Source organism: Nocardia sp. NPDC058176 (assembly GCF_042883805.1).
Classification (GTDB): domain Bacteria; phylum Actinomycetota; class Actinomycetes; order Mycobacteriales; family Mycobacteriaceae; genus Nocardia.
Window position 1 is genome coordinate 285,011 of the sequence record NZ_JBHVVA010000007.1, and the last position, 19,555, is coordinate 304,565.

The 19,555-nt window shown below is 69.4% G+C and carries 19 protein-coding genes; 5 read left to right on the plus strand and 14 right to left on the minus strand.

All coding sequences use genetic code 11. The annotated features are described in order from the left end of the window. The first annotated feature begins 7 nt into the window (after nt 1–7). Entirely contained in the window at nt 8–634 is a 627-nt protein-coding gene (locus tag ACFVVM_RS29300) for a maleylpyruvate isomerase family mycothiol-dependent enzyme (RefSeq protein ID WP_387624876.1), read from the plus strand. Between the two features lie 12 nt (nt 635–646). On the opposite strand, the gene ACFVVM_RS29305 is transcribed toward ACFVVM_RS29300, so the two are convergent. From ACFVVM_RS29305 to ACFVVM_RS29315, 3 genes are all read right to left on the minus strand, one after another. After that, nucleotides 647–1,360, minus strand: coding sequence for a GAP family protein (locus ACFVVM_RS29305; RefSeq protein ID WP_387624879.1), 714 nt, complete (start codon nt 1,358–1,360; stop codon nt 647–649). Between the two features lie 113 nt (nt 1,361–1,473). Then, complete coding sequence (locus ACFVVM_RS29310) at nt 1,474–2,868, minus strand: lipase family protein (protein WP_387624882.1); 1,395 nt, start codon at nt 2,866–2,868, stop codon at nt 1,474–1,476. Between the two features lie 176 nt (nt 2,869–3,044). Next, nucleotides 3,045–3,224: a hypothetical protein gene (locus ACFVVM_RS29315; protein ID WP_302875599.1), complete on the minus strand. Its 180-nt coding sequence runs from the start codon at nt 3,222–3,224 to the stop codon at nt 3,045–3,047. Between the two features lie 54 nt (nt 3,225–3,278). On the opposite strand from ACFVVM_RS29315, the gene ACFVVM_RS29320 reads away from it, so the two are divergent. Then, complete coding sequence (locus ACFVVM_RS29320) at nt 3,279–4,241, plus strand: hypothetical protein (RefSeq protein WP_387624886.1); 963 nt, start codon at nt 3,279–3,281, stop codon at nt 4,239–4,241. A 53-nt stretch (nt 4,242–4,294) separates the two neighbouring features. Here the strand turns inward: ACFVVM_RS29320 and ACFVVM_RS29325 are convergent, their stop codons facing one another. Genes ACFVVM_RS29325 through ACFVVM_RS29335 form a run of 3 tightly spaced genes read right to left on the minus strand, consistent with a single transcriptional unit; the run spans nt 4,295 to nt 7,234 of the window. After that, nucleotides 4,295–5,152, minus strand: coding sequence for an NAD(P)-dependent oxidoreductase (locus ACFVVM_RS29325; RefSeq protein ID WP_387624889.1), 858 nt, complete (start codon nt 5,150–5,152; stop codon nt 4,295–4,297). Between the two features lie 58 nt (nt 5,153–5,210). Continuing rightward, a complete protein-coding gene (locus ACFVVM_RS29330; protein ID WP_387624892.1) occupies nt 5,211–6,647 on the minus strand; it encodes an MFS transporter in 1,437 nt (478 codons plus the stop codon). Between the two features lie 14 nt (nt 6,648–6,661). After that, on the minus strand, nt 6,662–7,234 hold the full coding sequence (locus ACFVVM_RS29335; RefSeq protein ID WP_387624894.1) for an NADPH-dependent FMN reductase: 573 nt from the start codon (nt 7,232–7,234) through the stop codon (nt 6,662–6,664). 113 nt (nt 7,235–7,347) lie between these two features. On the opposite strand from ACFVVM_RS29335, the gene ACFVVM_RS29340 reads away from it, so the two are divergent. Continuing rightward, the gene (locus ACFVVM_RS29340) at nt 7,348–10,467 is read left to right on the plus strand and encodes a BTAD domain-containing putative transcriptional regulator (RefSeq protein WP_387624897.1); all 3,120 of its coding nucleotides are present in this window, start codon (nt 7,348–7,350) and stop codon (nt 10,465–10,467) included. Between the two features lie 56 nt (nt 10,468–10,523). Here ACFVVM_RS29340 and ACFVVM_RS29345 read toward each other — a convergent pair whose 3' ends face one another. Both ACFVVM_RS29345 and ACFVVM_RS29350 read right to left on the minus strand, forming a co-directional pair. Then, nucleotides 10,524–11,153 (minus strand): CatB-related O-acetyltransferase, encoded by a 630-nt coding sequence (locus ACFVVM_RS29345; RefSeq protein WP_387625061.1) that lies wholly within the window; start codon nt 11,151–11,153, stop codon nt 10,524–10,526. A 228-nt stretch (nt 11,154–11,381) separates the two neighbouring features. After that, the gene (locus tag ACFVVM_RS29350) at nt 11,382–11,843 is read right to left on the minus strand and encodes a DUF6194 family protein (RefSeq protein ID WP_387624899.1); all 462 of its coding nucleotides are present in this window, start codon (nt 11,841–11,843) and stop codon (nt 11,382–11,384) included. A 61-nt stretch (nt 11,844–11,904) separates the two neighbouring features. On the opposite strand from ACFVVM_RS29350, the gene ACFVVM_RS29355 reads away from it, so the two are divergent. Further along, nucleotides 11,905–12,621 (plus strand): MerR family transcriptional regulator, encoded by a 717-nt coding sequence (locus ACFVVM_RS29355; RefSeq protein WP_387624902.1) that lies wholly within the window; start codon nt 11,905–11,907, stop codon nt 12,619–12,621. A gap of 23 nt (nt 12,622–12,644) precedes the next feature. On the opposite strand, the gene ACFVVM_RS29360 is transcribed toward ACFVVM_RS29355, so the two are convergent. The 5 genes from ACFVVM_RS29360 to ACFVVM_RS29380 all read right to left on the minus strand — a co-directional run bounded on the left by ACFVVM_RS29360 (nt 12,645) and on the right by ACFVVM_RS29380 (nt 17,874). Continuing rightward, nucleotides 12,645–13,151 carry a pyridoxamine 5'-phosphate oxidase family protein gene (locus tag ACFVVM_RS29360; protein WP_387624905.1) on the minus strand — a complete coding sequence of 169 codons (507 nt, stop codon included), beginning with the start codon at nt 13,149–13,151 and terminating at the stop codon, nt 12,645–12,647. Nucleotides 13,152–13,243: 92 nt separating this feature from the next. Then, a complete protein-coding gene (locus tag ACFVVM_RS29365; protein ID WP_387624908.1) occupies nt 13,244–13,606 on the minus strand; it encodes a hypothetical protein in 363 nt (120 codons plus the stop codon). Between the two features lie 86 nt (nt 13,607–13,692). Continuing rightward, the gene (locus ACFVVM_RS29370; RefSeq protein ID WP_387624910.1) at nt 13,693–15,498 is read right to left on the minus strand and encodes an alkyl/aryl-sulfatase; all 1,806 of its coding nucleotides are present in this window, start codon (nt 15,496–15,498) and stop codon (nt 13,693–13,695) included. 16 nt (nt 15,499–15,514) lie between these two features. Further along, on the minus strand, nt 15,515–17,206 hold the full coding sequence (locus tag ACFVVM_RS29375; protein WP_387624913.1) for a SulP family inorganic anion transporter: 1,692 nt from the start codon (nt 17,204–17,206) through the stop codon (nt 15,515–15,517). 11 nt (nt 17,207–17,217) lie between these two features. Next, a complete protein-coding gene (locus tag ACFVVM_RS29380; protein ID WP_387624915.1) occupies nt 17,218–17,874 on the minus strand; it encodes a GAP family protein in 657 nt (218 codons plus the stop codon). 126 nt (nt 17,875–18,000) lie between these two features. Here ACFVVM_RS29380 and ACFVVM_RS29385 point away from each other — a divergent pair, with 126 nt between their 5' ends. Next, the gene (locus ACFVVM_RS29385; RefSeq protein WP_387624918.1) at nt 18,001–18,465 is read left to right on the plus strand and encodes a hypothetical protein; all 465 of its coding nucleotides are present in this window, start codon (nt 18,001–18,003) and stop codon (nt 18,463–18,465) included. A 1-nt stretch (nt 18,466) separates the two neighbouring features. Here ACFVVM_RS29385 and ACFVVM_RS29390 read toward each other — a convergent pair whose 3' ends face one another. Further along, the gene (locus ACFVVM_RS29390) at nt 18,467–19,345 is read right to left on the minus strand and encodes an NAD(P)-dependent oxidoreductase (RefSeq protein ID WP_387624920.1); all 879 of its coding nucleotides are present in this window, start codon (nt 19,343–19,345) and stop codon (nt 18,467–18,469) included. Nucleotides 19,346–19,555 lie beyond the last annotated feature (210 nt).

Genomic DNA, 19,555 nt, shown 5'->3' on the forward strand with positions numbered 1-19,555 from the left:
GAATGCCATGTCCGACGTCTGGCCACTGGTGCATGCCGAGCGGTACGCGCTCATCGAATACCTCGAAGGCGTCGACGACGCGCGCTGGGAGACCCCGTCGCTGTGCCCGGGGTGGACGGTGCGTGATGTGGTGGCCCATCAGATCTCCACCGCCGTCACCACCAAGCTCGGCTTCGTGCGCGGAATGATCTCCGCCCGCTTCGATTTCGACCGGGACAACCGCAACGGCATCGACCGCGAACTCGGCACGGCATCGCAGATGCTCGCCCGGTTCCGCGCGGTCGCCGACCGCACCTCCGGCCCGCCCGCGCCGGTGGACACCCGGCTCGTCGAATCCGTGGTGCACGGTGAGGACATCCGCCGCCCGCTCGGCACCGTCGGCACCTACCCGATCGACGCGATCGACCGCGCGCTGCGGCTCCAGGTTCGCACCGGAAAGTCGATGGGCGGTGCCAAGGAACACGTCGCCGGGCTGCGTTTGGTGGCCGATGATGCCGACATCGTCCTCGGCGACGGCGCCGAGATCACCGGGCCCGCACTGTCGCTCCTGCTCGGCGTCAGCGGACGCACCATCGCGATGTCCGAGCTGAGCGGCCCCGGCCTTCCCGAGCTGACCGCGCGGCTGAACGGTTAGCCGCCGGCGATCTCACAGGCCCTGGAGACCCTTGTTGATCTGCATGACGGCGATGAGGACCAGCAGACCGACATTGAGCAGCTTCGCGTTGCCCGCGATGAACCGCCGCATCGCCCGCAACGGCGCTTCGGCCCGCTCCCGCAGCACCAGCAGCATCCCGACCGGAACGGCCACCGAACTCGCGGAGATCAGGACGAACACCACGGCGGCCACGAAGTGCGCCGTGGTCGAGGTATCGCTCAATCGCAAGGTCAACGCCGCGACGATGGCGCACGAGACATCGATCGGATTCAGCACGAACAGCGCGAAACCGAGCAGCGCCGATCGGGCCGGATTGAAGTGTTCGATCGATTGCAGAATCGACGGCAATTGCGGTGCGGCATCGATGATCTCGCTGGGATTGCGGGCGCGCGCCAACGCCCGCAGGCGCTGGCGTTCCCTGGTGAAGACGTACCAGGCGCCGACGAGCAGCACCGCGGCGAGCGTCAGGTGCAGGATCGACAGCCACAGCGGCGGGTCGAGCCGGTCGTGCACGTCGAGCGCCACCAGAACGGCGTAGGCGGCGCCGAGCGAAACGACGATCCCGGCGACCCACCCCACCAGGTAGGCGACGCTGTTGACGCGGGCCCGCCGCGAGAACAGCACGGCCACCACGGCGATCACCGCCAGCGGGCTCATGATGATGCCGAGCGCGACCGGGAGCAGCGACAGGGCGAGCGAAGCCATCGGGGAACCGACCTTTCCGGAGCGCGGCGTCGATACCAGCATCGGCCACGAACGGGCGATGGCGCCTCATCCGAAATGGATGAGGCGCCATCGAGCGCGTCGCCGGTCGGTGGTCAGCTCGCGCCGAGTGCCTTGCCGAACAGGCCCGCGGTGGTCTCACCGAGGGTCGCGGCGAGCAGGCCGAGTCCCTCGGGGTTCAGCAGCATCAGTGCCGCGTCGTCGGTTCGGCAGCCGGGTTCGGCGGGCACGCCGTCGAAGCGGTCGCGAATCCACAGCATCGCCGTGGCGACACCGGAGAGCTGGGTGGTGATGTGCTCACCGAGATGCTCTCGCGTGTACCGGACCTGGGCATCGGGGCTCTGGCAGTAGGTGTCGACCAGGGTGTTGACGGGGCCGACCGGGATGAGTTCGTCGGGATTGGCCTGCCAGATGAACATGGGCATGTCCGGCACGGATTTGCCCATGCGCGTCCGGTCGACGACATCGAGGACGACGGGATGTTGCAGCGGGTCACCGGGGACCCGCAGCAGGCCCTTGATGTTCAGGAACGGGAACAGCGCGGTGTTGGGTGCCACGCAGAGCAGGCCCTTCACCGCCGAGAGTCCTTGGCCGAGCGGATCGAGGTCCCGGTTCAGCAGGTCGGCGAATTCCGGGTATTCCCTGGTCAGACCGAGGACCGCGGCCATGATCATGCCCGACCACAGCTGGCCGTTGCCGACGGCGAGGACGGCACCGAGATCGGCGGGCACACCACCTTCCGCGGCGCCGACGATGTTCAGCTCGGGGGCGTAGCTCTGCTTCAGTTCCGCCGCGTGACCGGTCGCGATCGCACCGCCGGAGTAACCGAACAGCGCGATCCGTGCCGTCGGCGACACCCGCATGGGGTCGAACCGCTGCGCCGCGCGGATCCCGTCGAGGGTGATCCGGCCCGCGAGCGGACCCGCCGCGAAGGCCTCGTTCGGGCCCTGATGATCGGGAATCACGACGCCCCAGCCCTGCGCCACCGCGCCCTGCGCGACGATCAGCTCCGCGGGGGTGACGACCTGGCCCGCCAGGCTGGCCACCGACCACTGCTGCACGACATAGGACGGCGCGCAGTACCCGGCCAGCGAGTCCGAGGCGGCCTGCAGCGACAGCACCTTGTCCGGCGCGGAGCCTCGCGGCTTCAGCACGGTCGCGACCGCGGCGATCGGCTCGTCGCGGCTGTTGTTCGACCGGTACGACAGCTGCCAGGCGTCGACATTGATCGGGATCAGGCCGAGGTTGGCCACGTTCACCTGGCGGGCCGCGATGATCTCGCCCGGCGCCTTTCCGGTGACCGCCTCGGCGGGCGGGCGGTAGAAGTCCGGGTCGAGTTCCGGCGGCAGCGGAATCGCCGGGGCCGGTTGCACGACCACCGGGTCCGCGACCGGTGCCGCGGCGGCCGGGAGGGTCGCGCACAGGGTCACTGCCGTGATGCCCGCCGCCAGTCCGGCCAGGCCGCGGGAGATCCGTTTCGAGGAGGCCAACGCTCCACTCCGTTCACACCAAAAGTAAGACACCAGCGTCTAACTATTGGGATACTAAAGCACAGCGGTGATGCAGGTCTCAACTGTCGACGGCAGCGACCCAGGTCACGAGCTCGAGCTGACCCCACGCCTGTGTTCGTCGCCCCGGCGGACCGGGGCGACGGGCATTCCCCAGGTCAGTGCGAGTAGTCCCGGAACGTCATGACGCCACCCACCACGATGACCATGGCCGTGAGGATGTAGACCGTGACGCGGAGCCAGGTCGGCCCGTAGAAACTGACCGCCATCGACGCACCGAGCGCCGCGAGAATCATCACCACCCCGTAGAAGGGTGTGCGCTGCTCTCTGTCAACCATTCCTCCAGTGTCCGCCGACCGCGCCGTGGATGGCAATGCCGCCCGGATACCCTGATGATCACGGCCATCGTCGGCGGCCGCGTCGATCGGGGGGTCTCCACCATGCTGTCTTCGACTCCGCCCGCGCTCGCGGATCCGGTTGCCGCGGCGGCGCTGGCGCGGCGCTGGGCGCGGGTGACCACCCATCTGCGGCTCGCCCATCTCGTGATTCCGGCGATCGTCGTCATCGCGAGCACCCTGACGTTGTCCCTGGTCATCGCCCCATCCGTCCGTGCCTGGGCACTCCCACTGCACGTGCTGGTGATCGCCGCGCCGTCGATCCTGGCCGTGGTCCTGTTACGACGGGGTGGGCCGTGGCCGCCGGACCGGTGGACGGTGGGGAACCTGGGCGCGGCGGCGCAGTTCGTGATCATCGCCTTCGAGGTCGCTGCCCTGCTCTATGCCCGGTTACCGGTGCTTCCGCACGGTCTTGTCGCCGGGCTGAGCGTTGTCGGCATCCTCGCGACCAGGTTCTGCACCTGGTCGGCGACTTTCAAGGTCGGGCACGTCCTCGCGGTGGGCAGGGCCGCGTCCGACGACCCGCTCGCACTGTCGTCGGAGCGACTGAAGTGGCACCTGGGTGAGGCGGTGCTGGAGGCCGATGCCATCGTCTGGAAACGGAATCACGGCAGGGATGGCTGGGTCCTGCCGGCCGGGCGCCGGTGGGCCAAGGTTTACCGTGAACCAACTGTTCTCGGAGAAATCCGATTCGACGAGATCCGCGCGGTATGGCCGGTCGTTCTACCCGCCGACGAACTCCCCTACTGCTGGCTGGTCGTGCCTCAACCGATCGCCTTGGTCAACGACCTACCGATGATGACCAAATCCCGAGAGACACTTCTCCTCCAGCCCACAGCCCCCGGCGCAACCCCCATCCGCATCCCGGTCCCCGACTCCGGCCTCGCCGCCACCCTCGTCCGCAACCGAATGCACTGGCAGCAGCAGCGTTTCGCCCCGTCGAGACATGTCGGGGCGTGACCTCACCGCACGATGAAAGCGAGCCGCGGGGGTGCCGCGGCCCGCTTGCTGGGTTATCGGGGGGCGAAGTGTTCGATCAGGCGGGAGTAGCTGTCGTCGCCGTGGCCGGCGGCGAGGGCGTCGGCGACGAGTTTTCTGGTGTAGGTGGGGAGTTCGGTGTCGACTCCGCGGGAATGGCTTTCGGCGATCACGTCGTCGATGGACGGTAGGTGGTGTTTGAGGGCGCCGAAGGGGGTGGCGTATTCGGCGCGGTCGATCTCGGTGGCGAGCATCGGGAACAGGGTGGGCAGGGCGGACAGGGAGGGTGCCGCCTGGTCGGCGAAGCGGGTGAGCGGGAGGCCGGCGTCGCCGAGAAGAGCTGCGGCGTGGAGGAATCCGTTGAGCAGGCCCCACATGATGTCGTGGATGGCCATGCCGTAGAGCAGGGGCACGCTCGGGTCATCGGAGACGTGGGTGCCGCGGCCGCCGAGAATCCGGAGCACCGGTTCGTACTTGTCGAAGACCGCGCGGGGGCCGCCGTAGAAGATCACCGTGTCCGGCGAACCGATCGCGGGGGCGATGGTCATGATCTGGCCGTGCAGGTAGTCGGCACCGAGGTCGGCCACCAGTTCCGCGGCCGCCGAGGCCTGCTCGGACGGGCCGTCGGTCAGGTTGACCACGGTGCGGCCCGCCAGTGCCGTGCCCGCCGCCGCCAGCAGTTTCCCCGCGACCGCGCCGTCCTGGACGTTCACGATCACCAGCTCGGCGTCGCGCACGGCGGACTCGGGGGAATCGGCCAGGCGAGCGCCCTTGGCCACCAGCGGCACGGCCTTGTCCGCCGACCTGTTCCAGACGGTGGTCTCGTGACCGGCGGCCAGCATGGCGGCGGCCAGTGCGGAGCCCATTTCACCCAAACCGAGTACTGCGATCATCATCGTTCTCCGTTCTCGTAACTCGTGAAAGACGTTAGAATCTCAACCATCGTTGAGGTCAAGACGCGGCCGGGACCGCAGCGGATTCAGCATCCGTGGCCCCGGAGTCGCTGTGCGCGTTCGTGTTTCGATCTCCCCGCAGCGATGCCGCGGCGAGCAGGCCGAGGAGGGTGAGCGCGGCAGCGACGACCACCGTCACGCGCAGACCATCCGCGGACGCGAGCCGCAACGCCTCACCGTCGAGCCCGGCCGTCCCGGCGTGCGCGACGCCGACCAGCACCGCCAGCCCCACGCCGACCCCGACCTGCATCGCGGTGTTCGCCATCCCACCGGCGGTCCCCTGCTCCTGGTCGGCGACACCGGTTCCGGCGGCGGCGTACATCGTCGGGTACACCGAGCCCATCCCCGCGCCGTAGACCAGGATGCCGAGCACGATCGTCAGGTAGGAACCGTCGACGACCATCCCCGCGGCCAGCAGCGCACCGCCCACCGCCCCGAGCAGCAGGCCGATGATCAGCGTGGTGCGGATGCCGATCCGCACGATCAGCCGCTCGGCGACGAAGTTCGCGACCGCGATGACCGCCGAAAGGCTCAGGAACACCAGCCCGGTGACCAGCGCGCTGTAGCGCCACACGTTCTGCAGGAACAGGGTGAGGAAGTAGACGATGTTCTGCATGCTCGCGCCGAACACGAAGATCACGGCGAGCACCGGTCCCAGCGCACGGGCCAGGCGCAACGGCATCAGCGGGCTGGAACTGCGCGCCTCGATGGCCAGGAACGCGGCCAGCAGCACCACCGCCAGCACGCCACCGCCGAGGACCGGCGCCGATCCCCAACCCGACTCCGGCCCCTGCGCCACGGTGAACACCAGCAGCGTGACGCCCACGGTTCCGGTGACCGCGCCGGGCACGTCGAATCCGCGTCCGCGATCGCGCGGCCCGTCCGCCCGCAGCAGCGGGAACGCCGCCACCGCACCGACGACGACCAGCGGAATGTTGATCAAGAACACGGCCTGCCACCCGAACGCGCTGGTCAGCACGCCGCCGAGCAGGGCGCCGAGGCTGAGCCCGCCCGCACCGGCCATCGCCCACACCGCGAGCGCGCGGATCCGCTCCCTTCCCTCCTCGAACATGGTGTTGACCAGCGACAGCGTCGCGGGGAACAGCAGCGCGGCGCCGATGCCCTGGATCGCGCGGGCGGCGATCAGCGCGGTCGTGGTGGTGGCGATGCCGCCGAGCAGCGAGGCGGCGCCGAACAGCACCATCCCGAGCACGAACATCCGTCGCCTGCCGAGCAGGTCGGCGGATCGGCCACCCAGCAGCAGCAGGCCGCCGAAGAAGATGGCGTAGGCGCTGACCACCCACTGCATGGAGTGCCCGGAGAAGCCGACGTCGCGGGCGATATCGGGCAGCGCGACGTAGATGATCGTGAAGTCCAGCGAGGTGATCAGGCTGGAGAAGGCCAGTAGTGCCAGGGTTGTCGCCGGGCGTCTCATCATCGTGTCCTTCATCAGAGTGAGTAGGGGCGGGCGGCGCGGGCCTCGCGCAGTGCGTGGGCCCACCAGGTGAGCTGGTTGAGCAGCGCCGTCGCGGCGGCGCCCGCACCGGCGAGGTCGAGGGGCTGACCGGCGTCGTCGAACTTGTTCCAGCAGTTGTGGAAGCTCACGGTGTCGCGGATCGTGACGGCGTGCAGTTCGCCGAACACCTGGCGCAACTGTTCGGCGGCGCGCAGGCCACCGGAGACGCCGCCGTAGGAGACGATGGCGACCGGCTTGGCCTTCCACTCGTCGACGTAGGAGTCGATGGCGGTCTTGAGCGGGGCCGGATAGCCGTGGTTGTACTCGGGCGTGACCACCACGTACGCGTCGGCCTGCGCCAGGCGCGGTGCCAGGGCGAGGACCGCGGGGTCGGGATCGTCGGCGAGGACATCGGAGAGTCCGGCGTGCGCGAGGTCGATCAGGTCGAGGTCGAGGCCGCCGTGCGCGGCGGCGTGCTTGTGGAACCAGTCGGCGACGGTCGGGCCGAAGCGCTGTGCTCGCGTGCTGCCGATGATGATGGCCACGCGCAGGGAGTCTGTCTGCATCGGATCTGCCTTTCCGGGCGGAAGTCGTTGTTCCACGACGATCGCCGGACCGGCTTACGCGTCCCCTACATCCGCCCTACACGGTGTCCGGGCACGTCCGTATCGTCACGGATATGAGGTTCTGCGTGCTCGGCCCACTGCTGGTGTGGACGGATCAGGGCGAGCCGGTCACGATTCCGGCCGGGCAGGTGCGCACGGTGCTCGCGGTGTTGCTCGTGCACCGTGGGCGTTCGGTGTCGAGCGACCGGCTCATCGACGTGCTGTGGCCGCGGCGGGCGCCCAAGGACGCGGCGGCCGCGTTGCAGGTCAAGGTGTCGCAGCTGCGCGGTGCCCTGGCCGCGGCCGAACCGTCCGCCCGCGCGCTGGTGATCTCGCGGGCCGCGGGCTACAGCCTGGATGTCACGGCCGACGCGGTGGACGCGGGGCGGTTCGAGGAGTTGCTCGCGCACGCCGGAACCGATGCCGGATCGCGGGCCGAGGCGCTGACCACCGCGCTCGGGCTCTGGCGCGGTGCGGCGTTCACCGATGTCGCCGACGAGGAGTTCGCGGCGGTCGAAGCCACTCGGCTGGAGGAACTTCGGCTGTCCGCGGTGGAGTCGCGGGCCGAGGCGCTGCTCGAACTCGGCGAATACTCCGCGCTGGTCGGCGAATTGGCGCCGGTGGTCGCCGAACATCCACTGCGCGAACGATTGCGGGCGGCGCATCTGCGGGCGCTGTACCGATCCGGGCGGCAGAGTGAGGCGCTGGCCGGGTTCACCGAGTTGCGGGAGCGGCTGCGGTCCGAGCTCGGGGTGGATCCGAGCCCGGAGATCGTCGCCGTGCACCGGGCCATCCTCGCCCAGGATCCGGTGCTCGCGCCCCGCGTGGCCACGACGAACCTGCCCGGCCAGCTGACCGAGTTGATCGGGCGGGCGGAGGCGGCGCACGAGGTGCGCGGACTGCTCGGCGAGTACCGGCTGGTCACCCTCATCGGCCCCGGCGGGGTCGGCAAGACGCGACTGTCGATCGAGGCGGCGCGCACGCTGATCACCGAGCAGCACGACGGTGTGTGGTTCGTGGAGCTGGCCGGGATCGACGCGACCGACGACTCGCTCACGACCATCGTGGACACGGTGCACGCGGTTCTGGGCATCCGCGACGACATCCGGTCCCCCGCCGGTCCGGTCGATCGGCTGATCACCGCGCTGGACGGTCAGCGGGTGCTGCTGGTTCTGGACAACTGCGAGCACCTGGTGGCCGTGGTCGCCGAGCTGACCGAACGACTGTTGCGATCGGTGCCGGGGTTGCGGATTCTGGCCACGAGCCGTGAACCGCTCGGCGTCTCGGGTGAAGCCCTCTATCCGGTCGCCCCACTCGAATTGCCTTATTCGCCAGGGGATGTCAGCGCGGAGACGCTGCCGAAGTTCAGCGCCGTCCGCCTGTTCACCGCCCGTGCGGCGGCCGCGGCGCCCGGGTTCACCATCGACCCGGAGAACGCGGCGGCGGTCGCGACCATCTGCCGTCGGCTCGACGGGATTCCGCTGGCGCTGGAGCTGGCTGCCGCGCGGGTGCGGGCGCTCGGGGTGCGGGAACTGGCCGCGCGGATGGACGATCGATTCGAGCTGCTGGTCGCCGGGCACCGGGGCGGTCCCGGTCGACAGCAGACCTTGCGCGCGGTGATCGACTGGAGCTGGGAGCAGCTCACCGAGCCGGAACAGGCTGTGCTGCGACGTCTTTCGGTGCACGCCGACGGGTTCGGGCTGGCCGCCGCCGAGCGGATCTGCGCGGTGGCGGACCTGCCGCACGGGCGGGTCCTCGACCTGCTCGCCCGGCTGGTGGATCGTTCGCTCGTCGCGATGACCGATTCCGACGGCGAGCCGCGCTATCGGCTGCTGGAATCGGTCGCGCTGTACTGCTCGGATCGGCTGAGCGAAGCCGGTGAGGCCGATCTGGTGCGCGAGGTGCGCAATACGTACTACGCCGAGCTGGCCGAGCGGGCGCGCGACCAGCTGCGCGGGGCGGATCAGCCGCGGTGGCTCGCGGTGTTCGACACCGAGTACGCGAATCTGCGTTCCGCGGTGGAGGATTCGGTGCGCAGGGGTGATGCTCGCGGCGCGCTTCGGCTGGTCGACGCGGTGTCCTGGTACTGGTTCCTGCGCGGACGCACCGGGGAGGGTATCCGCCTGCTCCAGGCGGTGCTGAGCATGCCGGGCGAGGAGGCGCTGTGGGCTCGCGCCAACGGGTGGCGGTCGGCGCTGATGCTGCTCAGCTGTAGCGATTCGGACCGGTTGGCACTGGTCGACGCTGGGCTGTCGGGATTCGATCGGGTGGACGATGCGGCCGGTCGCGCGTTCATCGAATGGCTGCTGTCGGAGGCGTTGCTCGGTGGCGGTGATCAGTCGGTCGGCGAGCAGCTCGCCCATCGGGCACTGGCCGGATTCCGTACGGCCCAGGATGATTGGGGTTGCGCGGCGGCGCTGAGCAGCACCGCCCACCACGCGCTGCTGCGCGGTGACCTGGCGGCCATGGAGCGGGACGCCACCGAGAGCGCCCGGTTGTTCGCGCTCCTCGGCGACCGGTGGGGACAGTTGCGGACCGCCCAGCTGCTGGCCCGCAGGGCCGAGATCATCGGCGACTACAGCGAAGTCGCGCGGCTGCACCACGACGGCCTGGCCAGGGCCGACGAACTCGGACTCTGGCCCCAGGTCGCCGACATGCTGGCGGGCCTGGGCCGATTGTCCCTGCTGACCGGGGATCTGACGCAGGCGCGGCTGCTCCACGAGCGGGCGCGCGAACTCTCGGTGAGCCAGGGCCACGAACGTGGGCGGGTCTTCGCCGAGGTCGGCCTCGGCCTCGGCGCCCGGCGCGAGGGCCGGCTCGACGACGCCGAGAAACACACCAGGGCGTCCCTGGACTGGAACCGCCTCGTCGACTACGCCCCCGGTATCGCCCAGAGCCTGGCCGAACTCGGCTTCATCGCCGAACTGCGCGGTGACCCGGACCAGGCCCGCGCCTTCCACAAGGAAGGGATGGCGGTCGCCCAGCGCACCGGCGACCCCCGGGCGATCGCCCTCGCGCAGGAAGGGCTCGCCGGGGCCGCCGCTCTCGCGGGGGACATCGACGAAGCCCGCCGCCTGCTCGCGGCCGCGGCGGCGGCGCGCGACGAAGTGGGGGCGCCGCTGCCCGCGGAGGAACACATCGACGTGGACCGCATCACGGCCGCGATTCGCGCGGCATCCGGTCAATTCGACTGAGCGACAATGGCTCTCGACGAAGAGGATCGATGGACCATGTTGGACGAGGCCACGGCCTATGAACTGTCACGCGGCGGGTGCGTCGATTCCGGGGTGGCGGCTTCGAGGTCGGCGATGCTGCCCGACATGATCGTTCGCACGTGCTCGGTGATGTGCTCGGCGGGCCAGTCCCACCACGCGATCGCCAGCAGCCGGGCGATGTCCTCGTCGTCGTAGCGGGTGCGGATGAGGCGGGCCGGGTTGCCGCCGACGATGCCGTAGTCGGGGACATCGGCGGTGACCACGGAGCCGGTGCTGATGATCGCGCCGTGGCCGATTCGCACGCCGGGCATCACCGTGGCGCCGTTGCCGAACCAGACGTCGTTGCCGACGATCGTGTCTCCCCGGCTCGGCAGGCCGGTGAGCAGGTCGAAGTGGTCCGACCAGGAGCCGCCCATGGTGGGGAAGGGGAAGGTCGACGGGCCGTCCATGCGGTGATTGGCCCCGTTCATGATGAACCGCACGCCGGTGCCGATGGCGCAGAACTTCCCGATGATCAGTTTCTCGGGGCCGTAGTGGTACAGCACATTCCGGGTCTCGAACGCGGTCGGATCGTCCGGGTCGTCGTAGTAGGAGTACTCCCCCACCTCGATCAGCGGCGAGGTGATCAGCGGCTTCAGCAGCACCACCCGCGGTTGACCGGGCATCGGGTGCAGCACGGTCGGGTCGGCGGGGATAGATTCGGGCACAGGGCTCCTTCGGCACGCGATCGGTCGATACGCCAACTGTCTTACCAACCTCACCCGCACCGCGCCATGGGATATCACCCGCATCCCCACCACCTGACTTGGACCAATGATCACCAGGCTCTGGTGCGGGCATCGGCCGAGAGGCGTCCTGCACCAGAGCCTGGTGATCTTGATCCAAGGGTGTGTCTATCGCGGGCGACGTTCGAAGCGGGTGCGGGCGCGGTCGTGGGCGATGCGCAGCAGATCGCGGACGGGGGCGGCGGTTCGGGGGCCGGGGTTGAGCACGGCGAGCCAGCCCGCGGTGCCGTAGACGGGGTGGGCGATGACCGTGTCGGTGACGCTCGCGTCGGTGTCGGCAGGGCCGTGGCCGGGGGCGTGGCCGGTCCACTCGGTGAACGCTTCTTTGCCCACGGCGATGTTGACGCGGAAGGTGTCGGGGCGGTCGAGGCGGGAGGTTCGGTCGTCCGGGTAGTCCTTGGTCACGAGGGTGGCGAAGGGCTGGCCGGTGGTCGGGACGACGCCGTCGGGGGCGTAGTAGAAGAAGGTGTCGCCCCAGCTGATCGCGGGCCATTCGCTGCCCTCGGCGGGGCTGACCTTCAGGACGCCGCCGAGGCCGGACACGTATTCGATGATTTCCGCTGTCGTCATACTTCCAGCGTCTCATTGAAGTGCTTGTGTGGACTTTTCCGTCGATGACTAGGGTTTTCGTGTGGAAAACCTACATTCGCTGGTCGGCCGCACCGTCGATGTCGCGCGGGGCTCCGGGTACTCCGTGCAGCAGGTGCGCGACCTCGAGCGCGATGGTGTGCTGCCGCCGGCGGATCGCACCGGCGGTGGTCATCGGGTCTACCGGCAGATCCATCTGCGGTCGGCGCTGGCGTATCGGGCACTCGCCGCGGGCGCGGGTCCGGTCGAGGCCAAGCGGATTCTGCGGGCGGTGCACGCCGGTGAGCGCGGGCGGGCACTGGCGCTGCTGGACGCGGTGCACGCCGATCTGCACACCGAACGCGTCGACCTGGAACTCGCCATGGCGGCCGCGGCGGCCATCTCGACCGAGCCGATCGGTGAGGTGCGCGGGTCCGATGCGATGAGCATCGCTGAACTCGCTGTCGCGCTCGGCATCCCGACCTCGACCCTCAGGCATTGGGACGCAACAGGTTTGGCGGTGCCGGACCGCACCTCCACCGGCGCGCGCCACTACTCCCCCGCACAGGTGCGCGACGCGCGGATCGTCCATCAGCTGCGGCGAGCCGGATACCGGATTCCCCGCCTGCGCGCGGTACTGCCGGAATTGCGACGAGCCGACCGGTCCGAGGATTTACGCGAGGCGTTGTCCGCCCGGGATACCGCGATCACCGCACGCTCTCTCGCGCTGCTCGATGCCGCGGCGGCGCTGACCGAGCTGATCCGACCAACCGCTTCCTGAGCTGAACGCCATCGACACCGCCGTCAGGGCGGGGCGTCCGCGGTGCTGCCGCCCAGTGGGATGGCGGGCAATCCGAGTTTGCGGTGATCCCAGGAGCGGGTCCGGCTCGGTTCGACCCGCACGACGATGCGGTTGTTCATCATGGCCTCGACCAGCGGCTTCGACTCGGGCGTGTAGGGCCCGACATAGCGCTCGAAGACCGAGATCGCCGCGGCCCAGTACTGCTCGTCGGTGGTGTCCTCGATCAGCCGGGCGGTGCCCTCGATCGAGACGCCACGCAGTTGGTCGTAGGTGTCGCCCGCCTCGGCCATGCAGGTCAGGGTGGGATTGCGACGCAGGTTGACGGCTTTCTGCGACTTCGCCTTGGTCTCGAAGTAGATCGTCCCGTCGACGTGGCCGAACCACATCGCGGTCAGGTGCGGTTTGCCGTCGGCGTCGAGGGTGGCCAGGGTGAGCACCCGGCTGCGGTCGAGGAACTCCGCGATCTCCGTCGCGGTCATCTGCACCGCGGCCCGCTGCTTCACACCCACGTCGTCCTCCAGTTCGCCCGTCCCGCCGACCCTATCGAGGGTGACGGGACGGGCGAGTCCGAACGCGAGGATCTCCCGCTCAGCGGGATCGCCTAGCCCTGATAGACCTCGACGAAGGCATTGGTGGTCACCGCGACGACGCCGGGGCCCATGCCCGTACAGCCCGCGTTGACGCGCTCCCCGTTCGGCGTGAACGGGTAGCTGAGCGAGTGGTAGGGACCGATGCCGTACAGCGGGAACGGACCGCTGGCGTACAGGCCGAAGCACTCGACCCGCAGGACGTAGTTGCTTCCGCCGTCGGGCTGGCAGACTGCCGACGCACCGAAGAGATCCCGCTCGACAACGCAGTCCTGCGGCGCCGCCTGGGCGGCCCCCGAACCCACGATCGCGACGAAGGCCAGACCCGAAACGCCGGCGGCCGCAAGGCGTGCGGCCGCGAAAATCGTCTTCTTCATGGAACTCCTCCTATGTCGAAGTGATCTTCGCCCGGATCAGGCAGAACGTTACCGATGCTAGCGATCCCGTACCCGAATCGAGATGGTCACGGTGTGACGATCGGGAAGTCCGGGTCGGGGGTGTCGAGCAGGGCGAACAGGCGTCGCAGCACCGCCGGGTCGCCGGTGTGGTCGATGCCGTCGAGGCCCTTGCCCGCCAGGATTCCGAGGAGCTGGGTCTTGGTGAGCGTGAGGGTGAGGTCGCTGTCGACCTTCGAGCGTGGGTCGGCCGTGCGGATCAGGACGCCGTTGGACAGGGTCAGGCGCATGACCGTGTCCAGGTCGGTGAAATGGAACTCGATCAGGAAGGAATCCTTCGCCGCGCGAGGGCCGTTCACGCGGATGGCGAGGGTGTCGAACAGCTGCTCGATCGTCAGCGCGGCCGCCATCCCGCCGCCCAGATCCAGTGCGGTGGGCTGGATTCCGTCGCGCAGTTCGTTGGCGCCGGTCAGGTAGATACAGCGCCAGGTGGCGTTCTCGGAGCCGAAGCCGAGCTTCTGATAGATCTGCGCCAGTGCCTCTTTCGCCGCGGTGCTCTGTGGCTCGGCGAACACGGCGTGCTTGAGCAACTCCGCGGCGAAACGCAGGTCCTCCTTCGCCGCGTACTCCTCGGCCTTGGCGATCACCGCGTCGAGACCGCCGATGGTCTCGACGTAGCGCGTCGCCAGTTCCGTCGGCGGCCGCTGCCACAGCGAGCTCGGATTGCCGTCGTACCAGCCGAGGTAGCGCTGGTAGATCGCCTTCACATTGTGACTCACCGAGCCGTAATAGCCGCGCGCGCTCCACGCGTCGTCGAGGCCGGGCGGCAACTCGATCGCCTCGGCGATCTCGGACCCGGTCATCCCCACGTTCATCATCCGCAGGGTCTGATCGTGCAGGTACATGTACAGATCGCGCTGCGTGGACAGGAACGAGCGGATGTTGTCGACGCCCCAGGTGGGCCAGTGGTGCGAGGCGAAGGCGACATCGGCGTCGAGGGCGAACATCTCGATCGCCTCGTCGATGTAGTGCGACCAGATCCGCGGATCGCGGACCTGCGCGCCGCGCAGGGTCAGCAGGTTGTGCAGATTGTGGGTGGCGTTCTCGGCCAGGCACAGGGCGCGGTGGCGCGGGAAGTAGAAGTTCATCTCCGCGGGCGCCTCGGTGCCCGGGGTCATCTGGAACACGATCGAGACGCCGTCGACGGTCTCCTGCTGACCGGTGTGGGTGATGTCGATCGTGGGCGGGATCAGGCCGAAGGTGCCGGTCGAGGTCTGGATGCCGAGCCCGGTGCCGCACTGTCCCTCCGGGCCCGGCGACATGCCGGTGCCGTACATGTAGATGGCGCGCCGGGTCATCGCCACGCCCGCGTAGACGTTCTCCGACACCGCCTCGGCCATGAAGCCGTGCGGCGCGAGGATCGGCACGCTGCCCCGGCCCTCGGGCAGCACACCGTCGACGCCGCCGAAGTGGTCGCCGTGGGAGTGGGTGTAGATCACGCCGGTGACGGGGCGATCGCCGCGATGTTCGCGATACAGCTTCAGTCCCGCCGCGGCGCACTCGGCCGAGATGAGCGGGTCGATGACGATGATGCCGGTGTCGCCTTCGACGATCGTCATGTTGGAGATGTCGAAGCCGCGGATCTGATAGATCCCGTCGACCACCTCGTAGAGCCCGTTCTTCACCACCAGCTGGGCCTGGCGGAACAGGCTCGGGTTCACCGTGTCGGGGCAGGGGCCGTCGAGGAAGCCGTAGCCGGAGGTGTCGAAGACGACCGTGCCGTCGTCCTTGGTGATCCGCATCGGCGTCAGCGTCTCGATGAATCCACGGTCGGCGTTGTCGAAGTCGGTGCGGTCGTCGTAGTCGAGTGCCATCGGAAACATCAGCTCCTCATCGGGTGGGCGGGGTTTCGGGCAGATCGGCGGCGGCCGCGGCGACGGTCGGGTAGACCCCGATCGGGCTGTCGGCGCCTTCGGCCGAGCCGAGCGTGTCGCCGAACTGGGCGACCGGGCGCGCGATCCGGAAGTCGATGCGCTGGTGGGCAAGGGCGTTGCGCAGGTCGAGCAGCATCGCCGCGGCGGTGACGTCGAGGCCGGGCGAGGTCTCGGCGTCGAGGACGACCAGCCGGGTGTCCTCGGTGCACAGGTGCTGGATCCGCTCCTTCACGTAGTCGGCGTTGACGAAGAACAAACCGGCCTCCACCCGGACGACGAGCAGGTCGGGGCGCGAGCGCAGGTCGGGATGACGGGCCATGTCCAGCCAGACGCCGTCGGACTTCGCGACCTGGGCGATGTGTGGCTGCGAGCCGCGGTACACCAGCAGCAGGATCGAGACGCCGACCCCGATCAGCAGGCCGGGCAGGGTGTCGAACAGCAGCACACCGAACATCGCGGCCATGGCGGCGAGGAAGTCGGCGCGCGCGGCATGGCCGTAGATGCTGGCCAGCAGGCGCGTCCACACCTGGTAGAGGCGGCGCAGCGCGCCGATGTCGACGAGTTCGATGACGGCGGCGATCACCACCGCGGCCAGGGTGGCCTCGGGCAGCTTCTCGAACAGGCCGGTCAGGAACAGCAATGTCAGGATGGTGAGCGCCGCGACGACCAGGCCACTGACCTGGGTTTTCGCGCCCGCCGCGCCGTTGACGGCGGTCTTGGACAGGCTGCCGTTGACCACCATTCCCGAACTCAGGCCCGACCCGAGGTTGGCCGCGCCGAGACCGAGCAGCTCCCGGTTGGCGTCGATCGAGTATCCGGCCTTGGCGGCGTAGGTCTTCGCCGCGCCGAGACCCTCGGCGAAGCCGATGAACAGGACACCGACCGCGGGACCGAGCAGGTCGAGGTAGTCGCGCAGCGCGAGCCCGTCGGGCAGGCCGAGCGCGGGCAGGCCGGAATCGATGTGGCCGACGATCGCCACGCCCTTGTCGTCGAGGTCGAACAGCGCCACCGCCACGATCCCGAGCAGGACCGCCAGCAGCGAGCCGGGGACGAGCGGGAGCCAGCGTTTCAGCCCGAGCACGACGGCGAGGCCGAACAGGCCGATCAGCAGGGTGCGCCAGTGGGTGTCGCCTAGCTCGCGCAGCACTCCCCACGCCTGCTCGAAGAAGTTGCCCTCGTGTTTGGGCACGCCGAACAGCTTGGGGACCTGGCCGATGATGATCGTCAGGGCGAGGCCGACGATGAAGCCCTTGAGCACCGGTTCGGAGATGAACGAGGCGATGAAGCCGAGCCGGATCAGCCCGGCCAGCAGGCCCATGATGCCGGTCGCGACGGCCAGCGCGGCCGAGAGCGCGATGTAGCGGCCGCCGTCGGCGCCGGCCAGCGGGGTGATGATCGCGGCCGAGAGCGCGGCGGTCGCCGACATCGGGCCGACCACCAGGTGTCGTGAACTGCCCGCCAGGGCGTACAGGATCAGCGCGGGGACAGCTGCATACAGGCCGACCACCGGCGGTACCCCGGCGATCGAGGCGTAGGCCAGCGCCTCCGGGACGAGCACCGCCCACACGGTCAGGCCCGCGATCACATCGGGCCGGATCCAGGAGCGCTGGTACCCGTGCAGCGATTCGAACACCGGCAACGACTTCATGACCGTCCCCCTCAGAGCCCGCCGACGCCCTTGCCGACCACGACCGCGCCCATCACCAGCAGCACGATCGCCATCACGGCGTGATTGTTGGCCTGCAACCACTGCCGGGCGCTGTCGAGGGCCGGGCCCAGTCGGTCGGCTGCCACCGCGTAGCCGAGGACGACCGCGAGCACGGTGGTCGAGGCGAGCAGGGTGAACACCGCGATCGCGACGATGTCGCCGCCCGCGCTCAGCCCGCCCGCGCCGATGGCGATGCCCGCCGAAACACACAGCAGCAGGTTCTTCGGATTCACCGCCGAGAGCAGCGCGCCCAGACCGGCCGCCTTGACGACGGTGAGGGTGTCGATCGCCTGCATCCAGCCGGGCACCGAGGTGTCCGTCCTGGACTGCCACTGCTCGAACGCGAGCAGCACCAGCAGCACGCCGAGCACGATCTTGATCCAGGACACCGCGACCGACGGTTCCTTGTCCGCCGAGCCGAGCGCCCCGGAGAGCAGGGTCACCACCACGGTGACGGCCAGGATTCCGGCCACCCAGCCCGCGGCGAAACCCTTCGCCGCACCGCCCGCGTTCTTGGACAGGATCATCAGAATGGCGGCAACGATCGGGATCGGCGAGATGGCCACACCCACCGCCAGGGGGAGCAGATCACCGATGACTGAGCCCATACGGCGACGCTAGGCCGGGCGCGCGCCACCGCGCGTCACACGTTGTGGGTGAGATCCGCGCGCCTCGGTTAACGGTGTGGGGGCCCGGGTAGACAAACCTAGGTACCCGATCGAGAAAGGACGTCCATGTCGTATCGATCCGCTCTCGCCGTCATGTCCGGCGCCGCACTGGTCGCCGGGATCCTCGCCGCCGGACCGGCCGCCGCGCAATCCGAACTCGACGACTACACCCCGGTCGACCCCAACGAATACCTGGTCCCCGGACCCGAATACGCGGGCAGTGTCTTCTTCACCACCCCGGACGGACGGAACTGCGCCATCTATTGGAACAACGGCCCCGCGGGCTGTGACGCGGTGCCGATCGACGCGCCGGAGGGCACCAACCAGTTGCGCGTCGGCATTCTCGAAGCGGCGCATTTCGTCCAGTCCGAGGAACCGACCTTCACCCACCCGGACGCGCTGGTGCTGCCCGAGGGGCATCGGATCACCAGGGAGAACACCACCTGCGGTGTCGGCTACCAAGGCACCGTCACCTGCGAGGTCGGCGAGCACGGCTTCACGCTCGCGGCCACCTACGCCGTGCTGTACTGACCTATCTGGGCGCGGCGAGCAGTTCGAACAGCGCGGTGACGCTCTGTTCGCCGCGGCCCTCGGCGACCGCGCGGCGCAGTAGTTCGCGCATGGGCGCGTGCCAGGACATGTCGACGCCGGTGTCGGCGGCGAGCTGGTCGTCGTCGGCGAGGGCGCCGTGGAACAACCCGACCGAGGCGCCGAGGCGGGTGTAGTCCTCGGTATCGATCTCCTCGGCCAGCGTGGGCAGCAGCGATTCGATCATCTGGAGCCACTTCACCGAGTACGGGACCATGGTGTGCGCGGGCAGGCCGCGGGCGGCCAGTACCGCGGCGCCTTCCAGGAAGCCGAGCAGCGCGGGGAGCAGGGTGGCGCCGACCGCGGATTCGTAGAGTGCGGCGAGATCCGGTTCGGGGCCCAGGAATTCGAGATCGCCGCCGAGGACACGCAGGGTCTCGGTGTGCTCGTCGAAGACTTCACGATCGCCGCCGAAATAGAGCAGGGTGTCCGGATTGCCCACTGCCGCGGGGACATTCTTGATCGCACCGCCCAGGTAGCGGGCGCCGACCTCCTCGGTCCAGTGCGCGAATTCCCTTGCCTGGGCGGGCACCGCGGTGTGCAGGGTGATCAGGGCGCGGCCGGACAGCTGATCGGCCGCCGGGAGCAGGCTCTCGCGGGTGGCGGCGGCGGTGGTGAGGCAGGAGATGATCACCGAACCCGCGCGCACGGCGTCGGCGATGGCGGGGTGGACGGTGGCGCCCGCGTCGGCGAGGGGCTCGGCGCGGTCGATGGTGCGGTTCCAGACGTGCGTCGGGTACGCGGCGTCGAGGAAGGCGCGGGCCAGGGCGCTGCTCATCGACCCGGCGCCGAGGACGGTCACCGGCGGTTTCGCTGTGCTCATGTCGCTCCGATCAGTGGCGAGGTCGGCCTGACCTCGGGGTTCCGAGTGTCGGCGCGGGCCGAGTGGGCCGACAAGTACGCACTTGTGACCGGAGTTGCGCACGTCCGGGTAACCGTCCAGGTCAGCGGGGTCGGCTTCGGGCAGGTGTGGTCGGGGTCACGGCCTTGTGAAGGTTCCCGATGCCCCGCGAGATCGACCTGGCCCGGGGGC

Coding starts and splice junctions, on each gene's coding strand:
- ACFVVM_RS29300 (WP_387624876.1), top strand. CDS start 8: ATGTCCGACGTCTGGCCACTGGTGCATGCCGAGCGGTACGCGCTCATC.
- ACFVVM_RS29305 (WP_387624879.1), bottom strand. CDS start 1,360: ATGGCTTCGCTCGCCCTGTCGCTGCTCCCGGTCGCGCTCGGCATCATC.
- ACFVVM_RS29315 (WP_302875599.1), bottom strand. CDS start 3,224: ATGGTTGACAGAGAGCAGCGCACACCCTTCTACGGGGTGGTGATGATT.
- ACFVVM_RS29320 (WP_387624886.1), top strand. CDS start 3,279: ATGATCACGGCCATCGTCGGCGGCCGCGTCGATCGGGGGGTCTCCACC.
- ACFVVM_RS29325 (WP_387624889.1), bottom strand. CDS start 5,152: ATGATCGCAGTACTCGGTTTGGGTGAAATGGGCTCCGCACTGGCCGCC.
- ACFVVM_RS29330 (WP_387624892.1), bottom strand. CDS start 6,647: ATGAGACGCCCGGCGACAACCCTGGCACTACTGGCCTTCTCCAGCCTG.
- ACFVVM_RS29335 (WP_387624894.1), bottom strand. CDS start 7,234: ATGCAGACAGACTCCCTGCGCGTGGCCATCATCATCGGCAGCACGCGA.
- ACFVVM_RS29340 (WP_387624897.1), top strand. CDS start 7,348: ATGAGGTTCTGCGTGCTCGGCCCACTGCTGGTGTGGACGGATCAGGGC.
- ACFVVM_RS29345 (WP_387625061.1), bottom strand. CDS start 11,153: ATGCCCGGTCAACCGCGGGTGGTGCTGCTGAAGCCGCTGATCACCTCG.
- ACFVVM_RS29350 (WP_387624899.1), bottom strand. CDS start 11,843: ATGACGACAGCGGAAATCATCGAATACGTGTCCGGCCTCGGCGGCGTC.
- ACFVVM_RS29365 (WP_387624908.1), bottom strand. CDS start 13,606: ATGAAGAAGACGATTTTCGCGGCCGCACGCCTTGCGGCCGCCGGCGTT.
- ACFVVM_RS29370 (WP_387624910.1), bottom strand. CDS start 15,498: ATGGCACTCGACTACGACGACCGCACCGACTTCGACAACGCCGACCGT.
- ACFVVM_RS29375 (WP_387624913.1), bottom strand. CDS start 17,206: ATGAAGTCGTTGCCGGTGTTCGAATCGCTGCACGGGTACCAGCGCTCC.
- ACFVVM_RS29380 (WP_387624915.1), bottom strand. CDS start 17,874: ATGGGCTCAGTCATCGGTGATCTGCTCCCCCTGGCGGTGGGTGTGGCC.
- ACFVVM_RS29385 (WP_387624918.1), top strand. CDS start 18,001: ATGTCGTATCGATCCGCTCTCGCCGTCATGTCCGGCGCCGCACTGGTC.
- ACFVVM_RS29390 (WP_387624920.1), bottom strand. CDS start 19,345: ATGAGCACAGCGAAACCGCCGGTGACCGTCCTCGGCGCCGGGTCGATG.